This window comes from Aggregatibacter sp. (assembly GCF_057314075.1).
In genome coordinates, this window is the sequence record NZ_DBHLAR010000007.1 from 24189 (window position 1) to 45134 (window position 20946).

Consider the following 20946-nt stretch of genomic DNA (forward strand, 5'->3'; position numbering starts at 1 on the left):
AGGAGGTCTTTATAGGTTATTAAAATAAAATTTATATAGTTTCAGGATTTTATTGTTTTTAGATGATTACGCGAATGAGTAGAAAATATAAATTCTATAATCCTGAAGGTATTTATTTTGTTAGTTTTGCTACGGTTTTTTGGATTGATGTCTTTATCAGGGAAATTTATTTTGAAAAGGTTACAGAGGCATTGGAATATTGTCGAAAGAATAGAGGGATGAAAATTTATGGTTATTGCATTATGCCGAGCCATATTCATTTACTCTTTAAAGCTGAACAGTCTGATCCCGCAGAACTGATTCGAGACTTAAAGCATTTTACTGCAACTTCATTAATTCGATTAATTAAAAATAACCAACAAGAAAGTCGTAAGGAATGGCTACTTTGGATGTTTGAACGAGCAGGGAAACGTAGTTCTAAAGTTACTAAATACCAATTCTGGCAACACCACAACCAACCCATCGAAATTCATTCCGATAAATTTTTTGACGAGAAGCTAGACTATATTCATCAAAATCCGGTGATGAGTGGGTTTGTATCTGAGCCGCAGGATTGGAAATATAGCAGTGCGAAAAATTATTGGCAGGCGGTTGATCCTATTTTAGACATTGATGTACTTCGCTAAAAGTGCGGTTAAAAATTTCTTTGTTTTTAGTTAAACAAAAAGGATAAGCCTTTTGACTTATCCTTTTTTCATTTTTAAATTCAAGATTATTTCAATCCGGCAGCTGCGCGTAACTCTGCTGCGCGATCGATTTTTTCCCAAGGGAATTGTTCGCGGCCGAAGTGGCCGTAAGCGGCGGTTTGGCGGTAAATCGGTTGGATTAAATCTAACATTTTAATTAAGCCGTACGGACGCAAATCAAAGAATTCGCGCACGAGGCTGACTAATAATTCATTGGTGACTTTGCCTGTGCCGAAGGTTTCGATCATGATGGACGTCGGTTCGGCAACGCCGATAGCGTAGGAAAGTTGGATTTCACAACGATCGGCAAGGCCTGCAGCAACGATGTTTTTCGCTACATAACGGGCAGCATAGGCAGCAGAACGGTCAACTTTCGATGGGTCTTTACCGGAGAATGCGCCACCACCGTGACGCGCTGCGCCGCCGTAAGTATCCACGATAATTTTACGACCCGTTAAACCACAGTCACCCATTGGGCCACCAATCACAAAACGTCCGGTTGGGTTAATGAAATATTTCGTGTCTTTAGATAACCATTGCGCCGGCAATACCGGTTTGATGATTTCTTCCATCACGCCTTCATGCAAATCTTTTTTGCTGACGGTTTCAGCATGTTGGGTGGAAAGCACGACGGCATCAATGCCGACGATCTTGTGATCTTCATATTTAAATGTTAATTGGCTTTTCGCATCCGGACGTAACCAATCTAATTTGCCACTTTTACGCACTTGTGCTTGGCGTTCCATCAAACGGTGGGCATAAGTGATGGCGGCCGGCATGAATACATCGGTTTCATTAGTGGCGTAACCGAACATAATGCCTTGGTCGCCCGCGCCTTGATCTAATGGATTTTCACGATCCACTCCTTGGTTGATGTCGGCAGATTGTTTGCCAATCGCATTCAATACGGCACAAGAACGGCCATCAAAGCCCATTTCGGAGCTGGTGTAACCGATGTCGCAAATCACTTCACGAGCTAAGTTTTCAATATCGACCCAAGCAGAAGTGGTGATTTCACCGCCTACTAATGCCATTCCGGTTTTCACATAGGTTTCACAGGCAACGCGGGCTTTTGGGTCTTGTTTAAGAATTTCATCTAATACCGCATCAGAAATTTGATCAGCGATTTTATCCGGATGTCCTTCGGAAACGGATTCGGATGTAAATAAATATTGACTCATTGTTTCTCCGGCATAATTTTATACAGAATAAATGTAAGGGTATTTGGAAGTATTTCCATCTGGACGGCTATAATACGCTTTTAGACTAAAAATGCAACTTTTCAGAGGGATTTTGTTCATTTGCTATTAATCACGGCATTGATAAAAAAGAAAAACCCTCAACAAGTGTTGAGGGTTTTCGATTAACACAACTAAAAAGGTTAGCGACGTAAACCTAAACGCGCGATTAAGCTGCTGTAAAGTTCAAGATTAGTACGTTTTAAGTAATCTAAAAGTTTACGACGACGGGAAACCATGCGTAATAAACCGCGGCGACCGTGGTGGTCTTTTTTGTGTTCAGCAAAGTGTGCTTGTAAGTGATTGATTTGTGCGGTTAATAAAGCGATTTGAACTTCGGAAGAACCGGTGTCTTTACCATCGCGACCAAATTCAGCAACGATTTTTGCTTTTTGTTCAGTACTTAGAGACATAATAACTCCTAATATGAAGTGGTTAATGATACATCGTTCGCCGATCTCTAATTCAGCGACGACAATAAGAAGTGCAGATTTTAGTCATTGCGCGGCGAAAAAGCAATGAATTTATCCTGTAATAACGCATTTAATTGGGCTGCAAATGCTGTTGGATTTTCTTGATGTGCATTATGTCCTGCCTGTGGAATCAGTGTCAGGTTCAACTGATTGTCTAATGCCATTTGTTTAAATTTATGATCTCGTTCGCCACAGAAATATTCGATCGGATAAGGACTGTTTTTGACGTAAGGGCGTAAATCCGGTTGTTTGGCAAGAGACGTTGCCAACAGCATTTTGGCAATATTGTCGCCACAGTTGGCTTGGCGTTTTTCGATCAACGCCTTGCGTTGGTCTTTTGTTAAATGGGCGAAGACAGGTTGTTGATACCAATCATTCAGTACGGAAGTCGCGGTTTCATGGCGAAAACGTTGCGCCCAAAATACATCATTTTCCCACCGCACTTTTTGGTCTGCCTCATTCGTCAATCCAAGATTGCCGCCTTCAATAATCAGCCCTTGCAGGTTGTATTTGTCTTGTTGACTGCAAAGGGCGTAATACAATGCGATTCTTCCCCCAAGGGAATAGCCCACTAAAAAATACGGGTGATTTCCTACCGCACTTTGGATGTGTTGTGCCAGATAAGCACTGGTGTCATCAAAACTCTGTACAGAGTGATTTTTTGCGCTGCCGTGGAAAGGCAAATCCAAGGCAATGCAATGAAAGTGCGGTAGATTTTCCGTGAGTTTTTGCCAGTCGGCTTGAGTGCCGAGTAGGCCGTGTAAAAAAATGAGATAAGGTTTCATCACATGAAAAAAGCAAACTCGCATGTGCACGTTTGCTTTTGATCTTTTCGTTTATTCACCAATAACCGCATAGCTGATTTGGTCGATGAGGCGTTTGTAAATGGTGCTGCCGTCATTCGGCGCGACTTTAATTTCGATGATAGTCGCTTCGCGACGTGAGTAGGCTTGTTTCAACACGGCACTTAAATCCGCCCAGGTATAAGGACGCGCATATTTTAAATCAAACATGGACGCCACTTGGGAAAACTCCGTATGGTGTGGCATGCGATAGAATTTATCTTTCACTTCAGCATCCACCGGCAGCATATCAAAAATCGCCCCACCATTGTTATTGATAATAAATAAAATAGTCGGTTGGGTAAGTTTTTTGAACAATGCCAACGAGTTTAAATCATAGAGTGCGGAAGTATCGCCCACTAAGGCGACGACCGGCTGGTTAGAGCCGATACCAATGCCGGCAACGGTGGCAAGTAAACCGTCAATTCCACTCGCCCCACGATTGGTGTGAATCGGGTAGCCTTCCGGCAATTTGGTGAGCGCATCCACTAAACGCACAAATAAGCTATTACCAAGGAAAAGAATGCCATTATTCGGCAGTAAACGTTCGATATGGTGAGCTAAGGCAGCTTCATTTAAATTACCGCCCACTTGTTGTTCAATGAAAGTGGCGCAGAATTTGGATAACGCCAACGCTTCTAATAACCATGGTTTTTGTCTTAACGGCGGATGGGCGCGCAACCAATGATGAATTTTGGCAACAAAACGGGTGTGGGAATGATGGTAAGGATCCACCGCTTGTGGGTTTTCATCCACAATCCAATATTCGTTTTTAAATTCGGCTAAAAACTGGTTAATGCGTTTACTAATAAACCGGTTACCAAGCTGAATGACAATATCTGCCTGCAACATTTTTTGTTTCACCGTTTGATTCGCCAGCCAAATATCCGCATAAGGCAAACCGGCTTCCACACCGGATTGAATATCGGTCAGCAATACCCAGCCCATCGTATTTGCCCAAGAAGCAATACCCATGGCTTGTTCTGCCGGCATTCTGCCCGCCACAATAATTCCGCGTTTGGTACGCCATTGATCCCAGTGTTCGTGAATTAGCACTTCTTGATGTGGCGCAGGGTAGGTTGTCCAACTTTTATTTTGGCTTAACCAACGTTGAACAGGTGCTAACCAAGGATGCACGTCAATTTCTTCGGCATTGGCGTCATATAACGGTTCGGCAAAAGGCACATTAATGTGAATCACGCCCGCTTCTTCCGCTTGTTTATGGCAGGCTTGCTCAATTTTTGAAATCAACCAACTTGCAGCATAATCTTGGCTTGGGCGAGGAAGATTCAAATTGGCAAGGGGATAATCGGCAAACATATTTTCTTGTAAAATCGCTTGATTCGCACCGCACTCTAAGAGTTCCGGCGGGCGATCCGCAGTGAGTACAATCAGATTGACGTGACTTTGACGGGCTTCAATGATTGCCGGATATAAATTGGCGGCAGCCGTGCCGGAAGTGACAATAACGGCAACGGGTTTTTTGGTGGATTTTGCGATGCCAAGGGAAAAGAAACCTAAACCACGTTCATCAAAATGCGTATGACAAAGGGCTCGGTTGGCATTTTGTAAACGTACGGCTTCCAATGTCAGTGGGGTCGAACGCGAACCGGGCGCGATACAAAAGTGGGTTACACCTTGACGCACAAGGGTTTCCAAGATCACTTTCGACCAACAACGATTAAAGACGCTTACTGACATTTTTGCTCTCCGTTTTCAGATTTCGTTATTTTTAATAATGAGATTAATCCCGCGGCTTTTCGCTCGATTTCTTGCCATTCTAGCAAGGGAACTGAGCCCTCAACAATACCGGCGCCGGCAAACACATGAATTTTGTCTGCTTCAACAAAGGCAGAACGAATCGCCACGCAAAACTCGGCTTGTTGTTGATTAAAAAAGCCCAATGTGCCCGCATACCAACTGCGATCGTAATGTTCAATTTGTTGTAACAATGCTTTGGCTTTTTGTTGTGGTAATCCGGCAACGGCAGCCGTTGGATGAATAGCTTGTAAACAGTCTAAATCGGTACAACTTTCGGTTAAAAGTGCGGTGATTTCTCGGCGTAAATGTTGTACTTGACGTAGCTGTTTGATGCCTAGGTTGCCTATTTCAATGTGTTGAGTAAAAGGGGCTAAATTGGCGCAAATCCCATCCGCCACCAATTGGTTTTCATGAATGTTTTTCTTGTCGCTAAGTAACCAATCGGCTTGTTTGCGATTGCTTTGATGATCCTCGCTCATAGGCGCAGTGCCTGCGAGAGCCTCTGTTTTTAAATGACGCTCATGACGTGCATACAAACGTTCTGGCGAAGAACCAAGGAAACTGGTTTTGTCATCTTGCGCGAAAAGAAAGTGGTAGCAGCCTTTATTGTAAATTTCACTTTGCGCTAAAAAATCCTTGGCATTGAGCGGTTGATTGAGGGCAAAGGTGCTTTTATTGGCTAACACTAATTTGGTGACCGCTTTTTCATGAATTTGCGCAAGAGCCTTTTCTACCCAATTTGCCCATTGTGTCGGATTCGCTTGCTGCTCAATCAAATCCGCTCGAGTTTGAAGCGGTAAAAGTGCGGTCGTTTTTTCAAATGTTTTTAAAACCTGCAACGCCTTGTCTTTATTGTGAATAAAATCATCTTGGTCAATAAAAACGGTGACTTGAATCTGATTGTCGCGCTGTTCTAACACTAACTGTGGCAGAAAAAAGGTGGTTTGCCCGTAAAATTGAATACCGCCGAAAAGAGGCAAATTGTGTTGATTCACGAAATCTTGCGCCGCGTCTAATTGTTGAAATGTGCGAACGGCGCCAAGCGTGGCAAAGCATTGTGTTGTTTGCTGTAATTGAAAATAGAATTGCGGATAGTGCGGTTGTGCTTTTAGCCAACCTAATAAATCAACCGCGCATTCGGCTTGTACTGAACAAACCGCAATGTGATGAGGTTGATTTAATTGTAATGCATTAATTTGACTGATTAATTGCGTTTTAATTGATTGCAAACTATCCATTTTGAAAAAGCATTGTCTTTAACGGGAAAATAAGTTAAAAATGAACCGCAATTCTACCGCACTTTACGGGAATTTTTCACAAAATATTTCATTTCTTAATTACTCAAGGGCAAAACTATGGAACGCTTTCCCAAATCAGATAAATTAGAGCACGTTTGTTACGATATTCGCGGACCCGTGCACAAAGAGGCACTACGCCTTGAAGAAGAAGGGCATAAAATTTTAAAACTGAATATCGGCAACCCCGCGCCTTTTGGTTTTGAAGCGCCTGATGAAATTCTCGTTGATGTCTTACGCAATCTTCCTTCAGCCCAAGGTTATTGTGACTCCAAAGGGCTTTATTCTGCTCGCAAAGCCATTGTGCAATATTATCAATCGAAAGATATTCGTAGCGTTACAGTGAATGATGTTTACATCGGAAACGGCGTGTCAGAGTTGATTACCATGTCCATGCAGGCTTTGCTGAATGACGACGATGAAGTGCTGATCCCTATGCCGGATTACCCATTATGGACTGCCGCAGCAACGTTGGCAGGCGGTAAAGCGGTACATTATTTGTGTGATGAACAGGCGGATTGGTTCCCGGATGTGGAAGACATTAAAAGCAAAGTCACCTCACGCACGAAAGCGATTGTGGTAATCAACCCGAACAACCCGACCGGTGCGGTTTACAGCAAAGAATTATTGTTAGAAATCGTTGAAGTGGCACGTCAGAATAATTTGATTATTTTTGCCGACGAGATTTACGACAAAATTTTATACGATGGTGCGGTACATCACCATATTGCCGCATTAGCACCGGATTTATTGACGGTCACGTTTAACGGTTTATCAAAAGCTTATCGTGTAGCCGGTTTCCGCCAAGGTTGGATGATTTTAAATGGGCCAAAAAAACACGCCAAAGGTTACATTGAAGGCTTAGATATGTTGGCGTCTATGCGTTTGTGTGCCAACGTGCCGATGCAACATGCGATTCAGACCGCACTTGGTGGCTATCAAAGCATTAACGAATTCATTTTGCCGGGCGGACGCTTGTTAGAACAACGCAATAAAGCCTATGAATTGCTCAACCAAATTCCGGGAATTAGTTGTACCAAGCCGATGGGGGCGTTGTATATGTTCCCGAAAATCGACATCAAAAAATTTAATATGTATGACGATGAAAAAATGGTGTTTGATTTATTGGCGCAGGAAAAAGTGTTATTGGTGCACGGTCGCGGTTTTAACTGGCATTCACCGGATCACTTCCGCATTGTAACATTGCCGTATGTTCATCAAATTGAAGAAGCTTTGGGCAAATTTGCGCGGTTCTTGTCGCATTATCATCAGTAATGACTTCCCGAAGAAAAAGCCCCGAATATCCATTCGGGGCTTTTTGTTTAGCATAAAGTGCGGTCATTTTTTCGGAAGATTTTTAATTCAGTATTATTCGCTAAAATTTTCCGGTAAAAATGCCTGCATATTACTCCACATAACGCCGCTTTCTTTTCCGTATTGCAACACGCAAGGGGCCACTTCATCAATAGCCTCGCGTTGGCAAATATCTTGAAGTTTAGTGTAAAAGCGTTTGGCAAGTGCGCGAGCTTCCGGATTTTGGAAATAAAATAAGCCGATGCGGGAATATAAGCTTTTGAAGCTATTTAAAATTAAGCCATAAACTGGATTGTCTGAAGCAAATGCCAAATTACGGAATACATCGTAGTCGAATTTTGTGTAATCTTCAGCTGTATCTTGTAAGTTATTGAGCGGTTGCAAAATACGGAGTGATTGTTCCTTTGCGCGTTTAAAGGCTTTGGGAATGTAAATCATTGAAATGTCAGTACGCGCCGAGCGCATGTTGGCAATAAGCGAAGGCAATCTTGTGCCATCGAGCTGAATCATGGTCTCTAGAATATTAAGACCGGAGGTTTCCCAAATATCATTGACTTTTGTTGGTTTACCATGTTGGATGCTGAGCCAACCATCACGAGCTAAGCGTTGTAATACTTCACGCAACGTTGTTCTGGTTACACCAATCTTATCGGCAAGTTCACGTTCGGCAGGTAAATCAGAACCTGGGGGAAAATAATTATTCCAAATGCTTTTTACAATATATTCTTCAGCTAAAGCGGCAGGACTTTGTGCCTTCAGAAGAGTCGAGTCATTATGCATAATTGTTCAGTATAAATAGAGGGTAAATTCGCCGTTATTATCGTAGAAACGCCTATACATTACAATTAGATAATTATTTTTTAAATTCATTGACAATATTTGTGATTTTTGACAGAGTTGAACGCGGAATTGCCTCCAATAGCGTAGGTTAAAATATTGTTAATTAAAAGAATTAAGGTCAATTTGTATGGACAATTATCAACAGGCGTTTCTAAAAAACTTTTTGGGCTCGAGCCCGGATTGGTACAAAATAACGATTGTCGCCTTTCTTGTTATTAACCCTATCTTATTTTCAATTTCCCCTTTCTGGGCTGGGTGGTTATTAGTCATTGAATTCATTTTCACCTTGGCGATGGCACTAAAATGCTATCCACTACAACCCGGCGGGTTACTTGCTATTGAAGCGATTTTTATTGGCATGACAACACCAGAGCACATTAAAGCAGAAGTGTTGGCTAACTTTGAAGTGATTTTGCTATTGATGTTTATGGTAGCGGGTATTTACTTCATGAAACAATTATTGTTGTTTGTGTTCACTAAACTGCTTCTTAACATCCATTCTAAATTAGTGCTTTCCTTGGCGTTTTGCTTCAGTGCAGCTTTTTTATCTGCATTTTTGGATGCGTTAACTGTGGTTGCGGTAATCATCAGCGTTGCAATGGGATTTTATGGCGTATACCACAAAGTCGCTTCCGGTGGCACATTCTATGATTCTACCGATATTACGAATGACGAGAAAATCGGTTCTCACCATGAAACCTTAGAAGAATTCCGCGCCTTTTTACGTAGCTTAATGATGCATGCCGGGGTTGGTACTGCATTGGGTGGCGTAATGACGATGGTTGGTGAACCGCAGAACTTGATTATCGCGGACCAAGCTGGTTGGAATTTTGTTGAGTTTTTCCTTCGCATGGCGCCGGTGACCGTTCCGGTCTTTGTTTTGGGCTTGCTAACTTGTGTTGCGTTAGAGAAATTTCATTTGTTCGGATATGGTGCAAAATTACCGCAAAAGGTATGGGAAGTATTGGCCGATTTTGATCGCGACAATATGAAAAAAATGAGTAAACAAGAACGTCTGAAACTCATTGTGCAAGCAATAGTTGGTATTTGGTTGATTATCGGTTTAGCATTTCATTTAGCTTCCGTAGGGTTGATCGGGTTAAGTATCATCATTTTATGTACTGCATTTTGTGGTATCACAAGTGAGCATACCTTAGGTAAGGCTTTCCAAGAGTCTTTGCCATTTACCGCACTTTTAGTGGTGTTCTTTACGATTGTTGCAGTGATTATTGACCAAAAACTTTTTGCACCGATTGTGCACTATGTTTTGTCTGCGGAAGAAAGTACTCAACTCACCTTATTCTACGCTTTCAACGGTATCCTTTCTGCTATTTCTGATAATGTATTTGTGGCAACAGTTTATATTAACGAAGCGAAAAATGCGTTGGCAGCGAATATTATTCCTCCGCATCAGTTTGAATTATTAGCTGTGGCGATTAATACGGGGACTAACTTGCCTTCCGTCGCAACACCAAATGGACAAGCGGCTTTCTTATTCTTATTGACATCATCACTTGCACCGCTTATTAACCTTTCCTATGGTAGAATGGTTTACATGGCATTGCCTTACACCATTGTGTTATCGTTGGTAGGTTTCTTGGCTGTGGAATATATTTTACCGCCAATGACAATTTGGTTGGCGAATTTAGGCCTAATCATGCCAATTTAACATTTTTTAGGGAGAAAGGGTGCTATGCTAAAATTTTTCAAAACACTTTCCGTACAACGTAGCGGTTGGTTGTTATTGATAATCTCAGCATTGGTGTTGGAAGGGATTGCACTTTATTTCCAATATGGCATGGAATTGCAACCTTGCGTAATGTGCGTTTATGAACGAGTCGCATTGTTTGGATTAGCCTTTGCTGGACTTTTCGGTTTAATCGCACCACGTTTTTTAATAGTCCGTTTATTGGCGCTATTAATTGGTTTTGTCAGCGTGGTTAAAGGGCTGTTGCTTTCTCTCAAACATGTAGACTACCAACTTCATCCGGCGCCTTGGAACCAGTGTTCTTATTTGCCGGAATTTCCACAAACTCTACCGTTAGATAAATGGTTTCCAGTGCTATTTCAACCTACAGGCTCTTGTGAGGATGTGGCTTGGTCATTCCTTGGCTTTTCAATGGCGCAATGGATTGTAGCCATGTTTGCCGTTTATTTACTTGTGTTGTTAGTTGTTTTAATTAGCCAATTTAAACGTCTTGATACGAGAGGGAGAAGACGTTTATTCAAGTAACGTTTTCTATCGAAAGATGTAAAAAATGGTGTTGTATAAAACAACACCATTTTTTTATTTTATATATCTTGCACCACGAATTGTAACGCATGGCGGGCAAACAATTTCGCTTTACGTTGTTTTAAATGCTTTAAACGCAAAGTACGTGCTTGTTGTTGATGAATGAATTTTTTCTTAGTTGGTTTGAGAAATCTTTTCTTGTTCATTGATATTTTCCTCTATTTGTCGATTTTCATGTTGTTTATTTTCACTCAAATCGGAATGTTCTTTCTCTGCATTTTTGCTCTCATTATCAGATTCTTGCGTTAATTTCTCGCTTTGATTTTGCTGAACGCGATAATAATTCACAATACTATTCATGTAACGACGAATATTTTCGATGTATTGAAATGCTTCATAGCCTCTTGCATAGCCGTATTTAAGGTTTGAATAATAGCGTTTTTCGGCTAATAAAGGTAAATTCTTTTTGACATCAAGCCAGTTATCCGGGTTGCCCCCTAAATTTTTGGTGAGACGGCGGGCATCCAGCAAATGGCCTAGCCCCATGTTATAAGCGGCAAGGGCAAACCAAATTCTTTCTTCCTCATTGATACTAGTTGGTATCTGTTCAAGCAACCAATGTAAATATTCTGAACCGGCTTTGATACTTTGCTCGGGATCCGTTCGATCCTGAATTTTCATATGTTCAGCGGTATCTTTCGTCAGCATCATGATGCCTCGAACACCCGTTGGTGAGGTGGCATCAGGATTCCAATGGGATTCCTGATAGGCGATCGCCGCTAATAAGCGCCAGTCCAAATTACCTTTATGTTTGGTAAAGAGCGGTTCAAATTTTGGAAGAATTGTTTCTATCGCATTTAAATAAGATTTTGCATCAACATAGTCAAAGTCACGAAAATGACTAAAATATTTTTCTTCAATATTGGCAATTAACCCGGAATCAATAGCACCATTCATGAAATCTAACAAGGCTGATTGCAATTCATTGGAAGCGTTGTTTGCTAAATACCAATGCACGCTCATTTCATCGGTTAAGTCAAAAGCCACAGCAATTTGTGGTTTAATGTGTTGTGCAGCTGAAATATCCAAAGAATTGGCAATCGTATAATCAATTTTGCCGTCAGCAACTTGTAACAACAGTTCTTCTTGCGTTTGTTTTTTATTTACCGTCCAGGTTAGAGGTGGATTTTTTGATTTGGCCTCTTTCAGGATATGCTCCAGTTCTGCATTATCCGGAATGACGAGTTGGCCATTAATTTGCGCTAGCGAACGTGGCCGATTTTCACCTTTTCGATAAGCAATTTGCCAAGAAGCAGAATAATATGACGGTCCCAATTGGAAATGTTCAACTTTATTGGGCTGATAAAAAAGATTGGCCGCCGCAATATCAATAGCATGCTCATTTAAGGCGGTGAAAAGTTCTTCACTATTGTTTAACGGTTTGATTTCTAGCTCAACGTTCAAATAATCCGCAAACGCTTTACTGAGTTCATATTCTAAACCGGATTGCCCTTCTGCATTGATAAAGTAAGAAATAGGATTGTTAATAGTACCTACAATTAATTTGCCACGACTTTGAATGGCGTGATAAGGATTTTCTTCCGAAGACATGATTTGTCGCCATGGAAATACCATGTCTAGTGCCCATAAGAGCAAGCATATGCCTGCAATAATACGTAAAAATAAACCTTTCAAATGCTCTCTTTCTCTAAAAAATATTAGCGATTCCGCTCAATAATGACACCAACGTTATTGGCTTGTGCAACAGCTTTTGGTTTGCTCAATTTGAGTCGAAGTCGGCTAATGTTAAATTGACGTTGTAATTGATCTGCCACTTCATTGGCAACCCGTTCAATTAACAAGAATGGCTTGGATTGCACATAATCAATGATAAATTGGCTGATTTCGGCATAATTTAACGTGTATTGAACATCATCCGTTATTGCGGCCTGACGCGTATCCCAAGCCATTTCGACATCAAAGATCAGTTTTTGTTTAATTTGTTGTTCCCAATCGTAAACGCCAATTTGCGCAAATACGCTCAATCCTTCAATAAAAATGAGATCTTTCATGATGTTCCTATCGTTATCGCTTAAATTTTTGTGGGCTTATACTATCAACTTTGGGTACAATAGACGAACAATTTTTCCACTTCAAGGAAGTCCTATGAGCCTTTTCGCCCTTTTCTACATGTTATTGAGCTATTTACTTGGTTCTATTTCTAGCGCGATTTTATTATGTCGTATTGCCGGCTTACCGGATCCAAGAAAGGCAGGATCGAATAATCCTGGTGCAACAAATGTATTGCGTATTGGTGGACGTTGGATTGCGCTTGGGGTGTTAATTTGTGACATCTTAAAAGGTATGTTGCCGGTTTGGCTCGGTTACTCTTTAGGTTTAACCCAATTTGAATTAGGCATGGTAGCGTTAGGTGCATGTTTAGGGCATATTTTTCCTATTTTCTTCAAGTTTAAAGGAGGAAAGGGTGTTGCAACGGCTTTCGGTGCCATTGCACCAATTGGTTGGGGGGTATTATTTTCAACTTTGGGAACTTGGGTTTTCGTTTTCCTTATTAGCGGTTATTCCTCGCTCAGCGCAGTGATTAGCGCGTTATTAGTTCCGCTCTATGTTTGGTGGTTTAAACCGGAGTTCACCTTTCCTGTTGCTTTAGTTTGTTGTCTTCTCATTTATCGTCACCATGAGAACATTCAACGTTTATGGCGCGGAGAAGAAGATAAAATGTGGAATAAGTTTAAAAAGTAGAAGTGAAAAGTGAGAATAAAAAAGTGCGGTCATTTTGGACCGCACTTTTTGTTTTTATAAGCCTTAATTAGTGGTGAACACCGGCTAATGCTTTTTCAAAGCGTTCATTAGCAAAATCCCAGTTCAATACATTCCAGAATTCTTTGATGTAGTCCGGACGGCGGTTTTGGAATTTCAAATAGTAAGCGTGTTCCCAAACGTCTAAACCAAAGATTGGTGTGCCTGAACAGCCCGCAAATTCTTTACCCATAATTGGGTTGTCTTGGTTTGCCGTAGAAACCACCGCAAGTTTGCCGTTTTCTAACACTAACCATGCCCAACCGGAACCGAAACGGGTCGCTGCCGCTTTTTCAAATTCCGCTTTGAAGTTTTCAACAGAACCAAAATCACGTTCAATGGCGTCTTTTAATGCACCTTGTAATGTGGTGCCTTTTTTCAAACTTTTCCAGAATAAGCTGTGGTTTAAGTGGCCACCTGCATTGTTGCGTAATGCTGGGCGTTTTTCCGGTGCAACGTCATGTAAGTGCGCCAATAATTTACCCGGACAACCGCTGGCAAGTTCTTGTAATTCGGGAGAGTTTTCTAACACCGCGTTCGCGTTGTTGACATACGCTTGGTGGTGTTTAGTATGGTGGATTTCCATGGTTTGCGCATCGAAATGGGGTTCTAATGCGTCATAGGCATAACCTAATTCGGGTAGAGTATAAGCCATAATTTTTCCTTTTGTTAGAGTAAATTCATGTTTAAAATCTGGAAAATGATAGCATAAAAATTGATTAAGATCATTAAATGCTATGTTTTATGCATAAAAAAGAAGATGGCAACTAGCCATCTTCTTTATTTTTTGGTAGGCGATTATTGCGCTTTTACCGCAGCGATTGCCACCATATTAATAATACGGCGAACAGACGCGACTGAGGTTAGAATATGCGCTGATTTTTTCAAACCCATTAAGATAGGGCCAACGGTTGTTGGCGTTGCCGTACCTTGTAATAGATTTAGGCTGATACGTGCAGCTTCCATATTTGGCATTACCAACACGTTTGCGGCACCTTTGAGTGGGCTGTCCGGCATCACGTCATCACGGAGCTGTTGTGATAAGGCAACATCACAGTGCATTTCACCGTCAATAGTGAGTTCAGGTGCGCGTTCTTTCACTAAATGTAAAACGTTACGCATTTTGACAGCACTTGGTGTGTTGTTGCTGCCGTAATTAGAATGTGAAATTAAGGCAATCTGTGGCTCAATACCAAATAGACTGACTTCTTTTGCTGTCATGAGCGTAATTTCTGCTAATTCTTCTGCTGTCGGATCGTTGTTCACGAAGGTGTCGGCAAGGAATAAGTTGCCAGCCGGTAGCACTAAGCCGTTAACGGTCGCCGCCGTATGTACCCCTTCTTGCAAACCAATAACGTTTTTGAGGGTTTTTAAATGGTCGGCATAATGTCCCACTAAACCACATAACATGGCGTCAGCGTGGCCTAAATGTAATAACACGGCACCGATAGCGGTTGGGTTGTTAAACATTTCCCGTTTAGCAATATCCGGCGTGACGCCTGCACGTTTGAGCATGTCATAGTAAGTTTTGCAACATTCTTGATAACGTGCGTCATTTTCGATGTTAATTAACTCAAAATCACGTCCCGCCTGAATATGTAACCCGAGTTTTTTAATGCGTTGTTCAATGACGCTTGGGCGACCGAGTAAAATCGGATAAGCGATGCCTAAGGTCGAGATTTCTTGCACTGCATGTAAAATTCGGGTTTCTTCACCGTCGGTTAATAACACACGTTTCTTGTCTTGTTTCGCTTGCGCAAACACCGGTTTCATAAACAAGTTGGTTTTATAAACGAACTGGGTGAGTTGTTCGATGTATGCATCAAAATCTTTAATTGGACGAGTCGCGACACCGGAATCCATCGCCGCTTTTGCCACAGCAGGTGCGATACGCACGATTAAACGCGGATCAAAGGGTTTTGGAATAATGTATTCCGGGCCAAACGTGAGTTCGGTATCACCATAAGCGGATGTCACCACATCGCTTTGTTCGGCCAATGCCAAGTCAGCGATGGCGCGCACCGCGGCAAGTTTCATTTCTTCATTGATGGTGGTAGCGCTGACGTCTAATGCCCCGCGGAAAATGAACGGGAAGCAAAGTACGTTGTTGACTTGGTTTGGGTAGTCGGAACGACCGGTACACACAATGGCATCCGGACGGACTTCTTTTGCCAATGGCGGTAGAATTTCCGGTTCCGGGTTGGCGAGTGCCAAAATTAAGGGATGTGCTGCCATGGTTTTAACCATGTCTTGCGTTAACGTGCCGGCAGCAGAACAACCTAAGAAAATATCCGCATTTGGAATGACTTCGGCTAACGTACGCTTGCCGTTATCGTCAATCGCATACAGTTTCTTGGTTTCATCCATGCGATCATCACGGTTTTTATAGATCACGCCTTTGGAGTCGCAGACGGTGATATTTTCCCGTTTCATACCGAGGGAAACTAATAAGTTTAAGCAGGCAATCGATGCGGCACCGGCGCCGGAGGCTACCAGTTTTACATTTTCAATTTTTTTATTGACGATGCGTAAACCGTTGAGTACCGCCGCAGCAGAAATAATGGCTGTGCCGTGTTGGTCATCATGGAAGACCGGGATTTTCATTCTTTCACGCAATTTACGTTCAATATAAAAACACTCCGGTGCTTTAATGTCTTCTAAGTTAATGCCGCCGAAGGTGGGTTCAAGGGACGCGATAATATCGATGAGCTTATCTGGGTCGTGTTCATTCACTTCAATGTCAAAGACGTTGACGCCGGCGAATTTTTTAAATAATACGCCTTTCCCTTCCATCACCGGTTTACCTGCTAAAGCACCAATATTTCCTAAACCAAGCACGGCGGTACCGTTTGAAATCACCGCCACCAAGTTGCCACGAGAGGTATATTTATAGGAGTCTGCCGGATCTGCCTGAATGGCTAAACAAGGCGCAGCAACACCAGGGGAATAAGCCAAGGCTAAGTCGCGTTGAGTCGCAAGCGATTTGGTGGGCGTCACTTCAATTTTTCCCGGAATCGGGAATTCGTGAAAATCTAATGCCGCTTTTTTAAGTTGTTCATCCATAAAAATATCCTCTTTTGAATAAATTCAGTTAGAAAAAGTACCCCGCATTATAATTAAAATAAAAAAGAATTCTGTGACATTTCACACATTATTAACAATTTGTTGGACGTATAGAAATGTAGATCTATGGCGTTTTAATAAAGTGCGGTTATTTCTTGTTATGTTTTTCCAGGGCGGAGGGGGAAATTAGCGTTATAATGCGTGATATTTTTTATAAGGAATTTTTATGCGTTTAGATAAATTTTTAGCAGAAACAACCGGTTTAACCCGTTCACAGGCGGCAAAAGTATTACGTCAAAGTGCGGTCACCGTTAACGGTAAAATTGAAAAGAGCGGGGCAGCGAAAGTGAGCCCTGACGATGAAATTTATTATGATGGTGAGCGTTTAATGTGGGTAGAAAACGGGCAATACATTATGTTGCACAAACCGCAAGGTTACATTTGCTCCCATGAAGATGGCGATTATCCGACCATTTATCAATTTTTTGATTATCCGTTATCTGCCCGTTTGCACAGTGCTGGGCGGTTGGATGTGGATACCACGGGCTTGGTGTTGCTGACAGATGACGGTCAGTGGTCGCACCGAATTACCTCACCTAAATTTCATTGTGAGAAGACGTATTTGGTCACCTTGGCCGACCCTGTTGAAGCGAATTATGTGCAGGCTTGTGCTGATGGCATTTTGCTGCGTGGCGAGAAAGAACTAACCAAACCTGCTACACTCGAAATTTTAGATGATTACAACGTGAATTTAACCCTGAGCGAAGGGCGTTATCATCAAGTTAAACGAATGTTTGCCGCTTTGGGTAATAAAGTTGTTGCATTACATCGTTGGAAGATTGGTAATGTGGTGTTAGATGAACATTTGGCAGAAGGCGAATTTCGTTCTTTAACAGAGGAAGAAATCGCATACTTAGGTGGAGAATCCTAGTTTGAGTTCAAATAAAACAGTCAAAACAAATTTTATTTTTGTGGTGGCGTTGGGTATTTTGTCCATGTTGCCGCCATTGGGTGTGGATATGTACCTGCCGGCGTTTTTGAATATTGCGCAGGATTTACAGGTCACAAACGATCAGGTGCAACATACGCTAACCGCTTTTGCTTATGGTTTGGCGCTGGGGCAATTATTCTGGGGGCCGTTCGGTGACAGTTTCGGACGCAAGCCAATTATTTTGTTAGGCGTAACGGTTTCTGCGATAGCGGCATTGATTTTAACGCAAATCCATTCTATCGGAAATTTCACCGCACTTCGTTTTGTTCAGGGCTTTTTTGGTGCGGCGCCGGTGGTATTGGTGGGCGCATTGTTGCGTGATTTGTTTGACAAGAATGCACTTTCCAAAATGATGTCGACAATTACGCTGGTGTTTATGATTGCGCCGTTGATCGCACCGGTTGTCGGCGGTTATATTGTCTATTTTTTCCATTGGCACGCCATTTTTTATGTGACTGCTTTCATGGGACTATTGAGTATTTTGCTGGTCTTTTTTGTGGTGCCGGAAACGCATCATAAAGAAAATCGGATTCCGTTACGCTTGAATATTATTGCCCGTAATTTTATGGCGTTATGGAAACAAAAACCGGTGTTAGGTTATATGTTCTCAACGTCCTTTGCCTTTGCCGGCTTATTTGCGTTTTTAACGGCAGGATCGATTGTGTATATCGGGATTTACGGCATCAAGCCTGAAAATTTCGGCTATTTCTTTATGTTGAACATTGGCGTGATGACCTTTAGTTCATTCTTAAATGGGCGTTTAGTGGCTAAATGGGGGGCGGAGACCATGTTCCGTTTGGGGCTTGGGATACAAGGTTTGGCGGGCATCTGGTTGTTGCTTGTGGCGTTATTAGATTTGGGTTTTTGGTCAATGGCGCTGGGCGTAGCAGTGTTTGTGGGACAAAATCCATTGATTTCCTCTAATGCGATGGCCTCTATTTTAGAAAAGTTCCCCAATTCGGCAGGATCGGCGAATTCTATGGTCGGGAGCGTACGGTTTGGCATTGGCGCTTGCATGGGATCTTTGGTGTCTTTATTGCCGATCAATTCGGCGGCGCCAATGTTATTCGCCATGGTGCTTTGTTCTGTGATTGCGGTCGTTTGCTACGTTACGTTAACGGTTAAACATCGGGAATAACCCACGAATTAACTCAGTTATATCAAGGGTTTCGCACATTATGAGAGGTATTCGTATTTGTAACAAAGAACGAAATTTGTTCTAAGTCAAAGAGTAGTTAAACTACCTCTAAATAGTTGTGTTATTTAACCTGTGATTTCATTTCCTTATGATAGAATGCCCCGCAAAAATAAGTCTGTGAAACAATCTGTTATGGTCAATCAATTAATTCTTGAGAATCTCGCTTGCCAACGGGGAGATAAAGTCCTTTTTCATCGCGTGAATTTACACATTCAGGCAGGTGATTTTGTGCAAATTGAAGGGCACAACGGCATTGGGAAAACCAGTTTGTTACGCATTATTGCCGGGCTTGCCTCTCCTCTAGAAGGCGAAGTGCGGTGGAATTCTGACGTAATTGTTAAACAGCGCGAAGCTTTTCATTCTAATTTGTTGTATTTAGGACATCAGAGTGGCATTAAACCGGAATTGAATGCGTGGGAGAATTTGCGTTTTTATCAACAAATTACCTCTTGTCGCCAAGGTGATGAAATACTGTGGGATGTGTTGCAAACAGTGGGACTACTGGGGCGTGAAGACATTCCTGCGGCACAGCTTTCAGCCGGGCAGCAAAAACGCATTGCATTGGCGCGTCTGTGGTTATCAAAAGCACCGTTATGGATTTTAGATGAGCCATTTAATGCGATCGATAAAAAAGGCGTAATGGTGTTGACCGCACTTTTTGAACAACACGCGCAAAATGGCGGTATCGTGATCTTAACCAGTCATCAGGAAGTGCCGAGTGCGCATTTGAAAAAAATTAATTTAGAACAGTTTAAGTGTACAGAGTAACGGCATGATCTTTTGGCATATTATTAAACGCGAATTACAAATTGCCATGCGCAAACAGGCGGAGATTCTTAACCCGTTGTGGTTTTTCCTGATTGTAATTACGTTGTTCCCTTTGGTGATCGGACCGGATCCGGCATTATTGTCACGTATTGCACCAGGCGTGGCATGGGTGGCGGCGTTGTTATCCGCTTTGTTGTCCTTTGAACGCCTCTTTCGTGACGATTATATCGACGGTTCTTTAGAGCAGTTAATGCTCACCTCGCAACCTTTGGTTTTAACTGCACTTGCTAAAGTTTTGGCGCATTGGTTATTGACAGGGTTGCCGCTGATTTTGTTGTCACCTATCGCCGCATTATTGTTGTCATTGGAAATACCAATTTGGTGGGCATTGGTGCTGACATTATTATTAGGCACACCGGTATTGAGTTGTCTTGGCGCTATTGGTGTCGCGTTAACGGTGGGTTTGCGTAAAGGCGGTGTATTGCTCAGTTTGTTGGTCGTGCCGTTATTTATTCCTGTGCTTATTTTTTCTGCTTCCGTGTTGGATGCTGCAGGATTAAACCTGCCTTATAACGGACAATTAGCTATTTTAGGTGCCATTTTAGCCGGCGTGATGACATTATCGCCATTCGCTATCGCTACGGCATTACGCATCAGTTTGGATCAATAGGGGATTATTTATGTGGAAATGGTTACATCCTTATGCAAAACCGGAAACACAATATCATTTATGTGGCAAATTTAGCCCTTTCTTCGCAATTTTAACCGCACTTTTATTAACGGTTGGCATTGTTTGGGGGATTGCATTTGCGCCGGCGGATTATCAACAAGGCAATAGCTTCCGTATTATGTACGTGCATGTACCGATGGCTATTTGGTCTATGGGCGTTTATGGCTCTATGGCGGTGGCGGCATTAGTGGCATTAGTATGGCAGATTAAACAAGCGCAGTTAGCCATGATTGCGATGGCACCGATTGGCGCATTATTTACCCTTTTAGCCTTGATTACTGGTGCGATCTGGGGAAAACCCATGTGGGGAACTTGGTGGGTCTGGGACGCGCGCTTAACTGCCGAATTGATTTTATTTTTCTTATACTTAGGCGTATTGGCGATTTATTCTGCTTTTCAAGATCGTAATGTGGGGGCAAAAGCCGCGAGTGTGTTATGTGTCGTGGGTGTCGTGAATTTGCCAATTATCCATTTCTCGGTGGAATGGTGGAATACCCTACATCAAGGCGCGAGTATTACAAAATTGGAACGTCCATCTATTGCAACTCCGATGTTAATTCCGCTGATTTTATGTATCTTTGGTTTTCTGACGTTATTCATTTGGTTGACATTGGTGCGTTATCGTAACGAATTATTGAAAGAAGATGCTAAACGCCCATGGGTAAAAGCATTAGCTGAAAAATTCTAGTTTGAA

21 protein-coding genes are annotated in these 20946 nt (G+C 42.2%); 10 read left to right on the top strand and 11 right to left on the bottom strand.

Annotation, left to right across the window (positions count from 1 at the left end; genetic code table 11):
• Positions 1 to 74: 74 nt before the first annotated feature.
• Positions 75 to 626, top strand: a complete 552-nt coding sequence (locus tag ACO5E4_RS05095) for an REP-associated tyrosine transposase (protein ID WP_485862289.1) — start codon at positions 75 to 77, stop codon at positions 624 to 626.
• Between the two features lie 86 nt (positions 627 to 712).
• Here ACO5E4_RS05095 and metK read toward each other — a convergent pair whose 3' ends face one another.
• The 5 genes from metK to ACO5E4_RS05120 all read right to left on the bottom strand — a co-directional run bounded on the left by metK (position 713) and on the right by ACO5E4_RS05120 (position 6238).
• Entirely contained in the window at positions 713 to 1867 is a 1155-nt protein-coding gene (metK, locus tag ACO5E4_RS05100) for a methionine adenosyltransferase (RefSeq protein ID WP_485862290.1), read from the bottom strand.
• A 200-nt stretch (positions 1868 to 2067) separates the two neighbouring features.
• Positions 2068 to 2337: a 30S ribosomal protein S15 gene (gene rpsO / locus ACO5E4_RS05105; protein ID WP_021615823.1), complete on the bottom strand. Its 270-nt coding sequence runs from the start codon at positions 2335 to 2337 to the stop codon at positions 2068 to 2070.
• Between the two features lie 80 nt (positions 2338 to 2417).
• Positions 2418 to 3182, bottom strand: coding sequence for a 2-succinyl-6-hydroxy-2,4-cyclohexadiene-1-carboxylate synthase (menH, locus tag ACO5E4_RS05110; RefSeq protein ID WP_485862349.1), 765 nt, complete (start codon positions 3180 to 3182; stop codon positions 2418 to 2420).
• A gap of 51 nt (positions 3183 to 3233) precedes the next feature.
• On the bottom strand, positions 3234 to 4940 hold the full coding sequence (menD, locus tag ACO5E4_RS05115; RefSeq protein ID WP_485862291.1) for a 2-succinyl-5-enolpyruvyl-6-hydroxy-3-cyclohexene-1-carboxylic-acid synthase: 1707 nt from the start codon (positions 4938 to 4940) through the stop codon (positions 3234 to 3236).
• Positions 4931 to 6238, bottom strand: coding sequence for an isochorismate synthase (locus tag ACO5E4_RS05120; protein WP_485862292.1), 1308 nt, complete (start codon positions 6236 to 6238; stop codon positions 4931 to 4933). The genes menD and ACO5E4_RS05120 overlap by 10 nt, the downstream gene beginning before the upstream one ends.
• Positions 6239 to 6355: 117 nt before the next feature.
• Here ACO5E4_RS05120 and ACO5E4_RS05125 point away from each other — a divergent pair, with 117 nt between their 5' ends.
• Entirely contained in the window at positions 6356 to 7570 is a 1215-nt protein-coding gene (locus ACO5E4_RS05125) for a pyridoxal phosphate-dependent aminotransferase (RefSeq protein WP_485862293.1), read from the top strand.
• A gap of 93 nt (positions 7571 to 7663) precedes the next feature.
• Here ACO5E4_RS05125 and fadR read toward each other — a convergent pair whose 3' ends face one another.
• Entirely contained in the window at positions 7664 to 8389 is a 726-nt protein-coding gene (gene fadR / locus ACO5E4_RS05130) for a fatty acid metabolism transcriptional regulator FadR (RefSeq protein WP_485862294.1), read from the bottom strand.
• Positions 8390 to 8576: 187 nt separating this feature from the next.
• Here fadR and nhaB point away from each other — a divergent pair, with 187 nt between their 5' ends.
• Positions 8577 to 10118 (top strand): Na(+)/H(+) antiporter NhaB, encoded by a 1542-nt coding sequence (gene nhaB / locus ACO5E4_RS05135; protein WP_485862295.1) that lies wholly within the window; start codon positions 8577 to 8579, stop codon positions 10116 to 10118.
• A gap of 24 nt (positions 10119 to 10142) precedes the next feature.
• Complete coding sequence (dsbB, locus tag ACO5E4_RS05140) at positions 10143 to 10682, top strand: disulfide bond formation protein DsbB (protein ID WP_109859219.1); 540 nt, start codon at positions 10143 to 10145, stop codon at positions 10680 to 10682.
• Between the two features lie 59 nt (positions 10683 to 10741).
• Here the strand turns inward: dsbB and ACO5E4_RS05145 are convergent, their stop codons facing one another.
• The 3 genes from ACO5E4_RS05145 to folB are packed head-to-tail and all read right to left on the bottom strand — an operon-like array spanning position 10742 to position 12754.
• The gene (locus ACO5E4_RS05145; protein WP_162837158.1) at positions 10742 to 10888 is read right to left on the bottom strand and encodes a hypothetical protein; all 147 of its coding nucleotides are present in this window, start codon (positions 10886 to 10888) and stop codon (positions 10742 to 10744) included.
• Positions 10857 to 12377, bottom strand: coding sequence for a membrane-bound lytic murein transglycosylase MltF (mltF, locus tag ACO5E4_RS05150; protein WP_485862296.1), 1521 nt, complete (start codon positions 12375 to 12377; stop codon positions 10857 to 10859). Before mltF ends, ACO5E4_RS05145 begins: the two co-directional genes overlap by 32 nt.
• Before the next feature lie 23 nt (positions 12378 to 12400).
• On the bottom strand, positions 12401 to 12754 hold the full coding sequence (gene folB / locus ACO5E4_RS05155) for a dihydroneopterin aldolase (protein WP_048750628.1): 354 nt from the start codon (positions 12752 to 12754) through the stop codon (positions 12401 to 12403).
• A 94-nt stretch (positions 12755 to 12848) separates the two neighbouring features.
• Here folB and plsY point away from each other — a divergent pair, with 94 nt between their 5' ends.
• A complete protein-coding gene (plsY, locus tag ACO5E4_RS05160) occupies positions 12849 to 13445 on the top strand; it encodes a glycerol-3-phosphate 1-O-acyltransferase PlsY (protein ID WP_109432751.1) in 597 nt (198 codons plus the stop codon).
• Positions 13446 to 13512: 67 nt separating this feature from the next.
• Here plsY and sodA read toward each other — a convergent pair whose 3' ends face one another.
• Both sodA and ACO5E4_RS05170 read right to left on the bottom strand, forming a co-directional pair.
• The gene (gene sodA / locus ACO5E4_RS05165; protein WP_485862297.1) at positions 13513 to 14157 is read right to left on the bottom strand and encodes a superoxide dismutase [Mn]; all 645 of its coding nucleotides are present in this window, start codon (positions 14155 to 14157) and stop codon (positions 13513 to 13515) included.
• Between the two features lie 143 nt (positions 14158 to 14300).
• On the bottom strand, positions 14301 to 16565 hold the full coding sequence (locus ACO5E4_RS05170; RefSeq protein WP_485862298.1) for an NADP-dependent malic enzyme: 2265 nt from the start codon (positions 16563 to 16565) through the stop codon (positions 14301 to 14303).
• A gap of 226 nt (positions 16566 to 16791) precedes the next feature.
• Between ACO5E4_RS05170 and rsuA the strand changes: the two genes are divergently transcribed.
• The 5 genes from rsuA to ACO5E4_RS05195 all read left to right on the top strand — a co-directional run bounded on the left by rsuA (position 16792) and on the right by ACO5E4_RS05195 (position 20940).
• Positions 16792 to 17496, top strand: a complete 705-nt coding sequence (gene rsuA / locus ACO5E4_RS05175) for a 16S rRNA pseudouridine(516) synthase RsuA (protein WP_485862299.1) — start codon at positions 16792 to 16794, stop codon at positions 17494 to 17496.
• Position 17497: 1 nt separating this feature from the next.
• A complete protein-coding gene (locus ACO5E4_RS05180) occupies positions 17498 to 18694 on the top strand; it encodes a Bcr/CflA family multidrug efflux MFS transporter (protein ID WP_032997769.1) in 1197 nt (398 codons plus the stop codon).
• A 192-nt stretch (positions 18695 to 18886) separates the two neighbouring features.
• Positions 18887 to 19522 carry a cytochrome c biogenesis heme-transporting ATPase CcmA gene (gene ccmA / locus ACO5E4_RS05185; RefSeq protein ID WP_485862300.1) on the top strand — a complete coding sequence of 212 codons (636 nt, stop codon included), beginning with the start codon at positions 18887 to 18889 and terminating at the stop codon, positions 19520 to 19522.
• A gap of 4 nt (positions 19523 to 19526) precedes the next feature.
• A complete protein-coding gene (gene ccmB, locus ACO5E4_RS05190; RefSeq protein WP_314954601.1) occupies positions 19527 to 20192 on the top strand; it encodes a heme exporter protein CcmB in 666 nt (221 codons plus the stop codon).
• A 10-nt stretch (positions 20193 to 20202) separates the two neighbouring features.
• Positions 20203 to 20940 (top strand): heme ABC transporter permease, encoded by a 738-nt coding sequence (locus ACO5E4_RS05195; RefSeq protein ID WP_314954603.1) that lies wholly within the window; start codon positions 20203 to 20205, stop codon positions 20938 to 20940.
• Positions 20941 to 20946 lie beyond the last annotated feature (6 nt).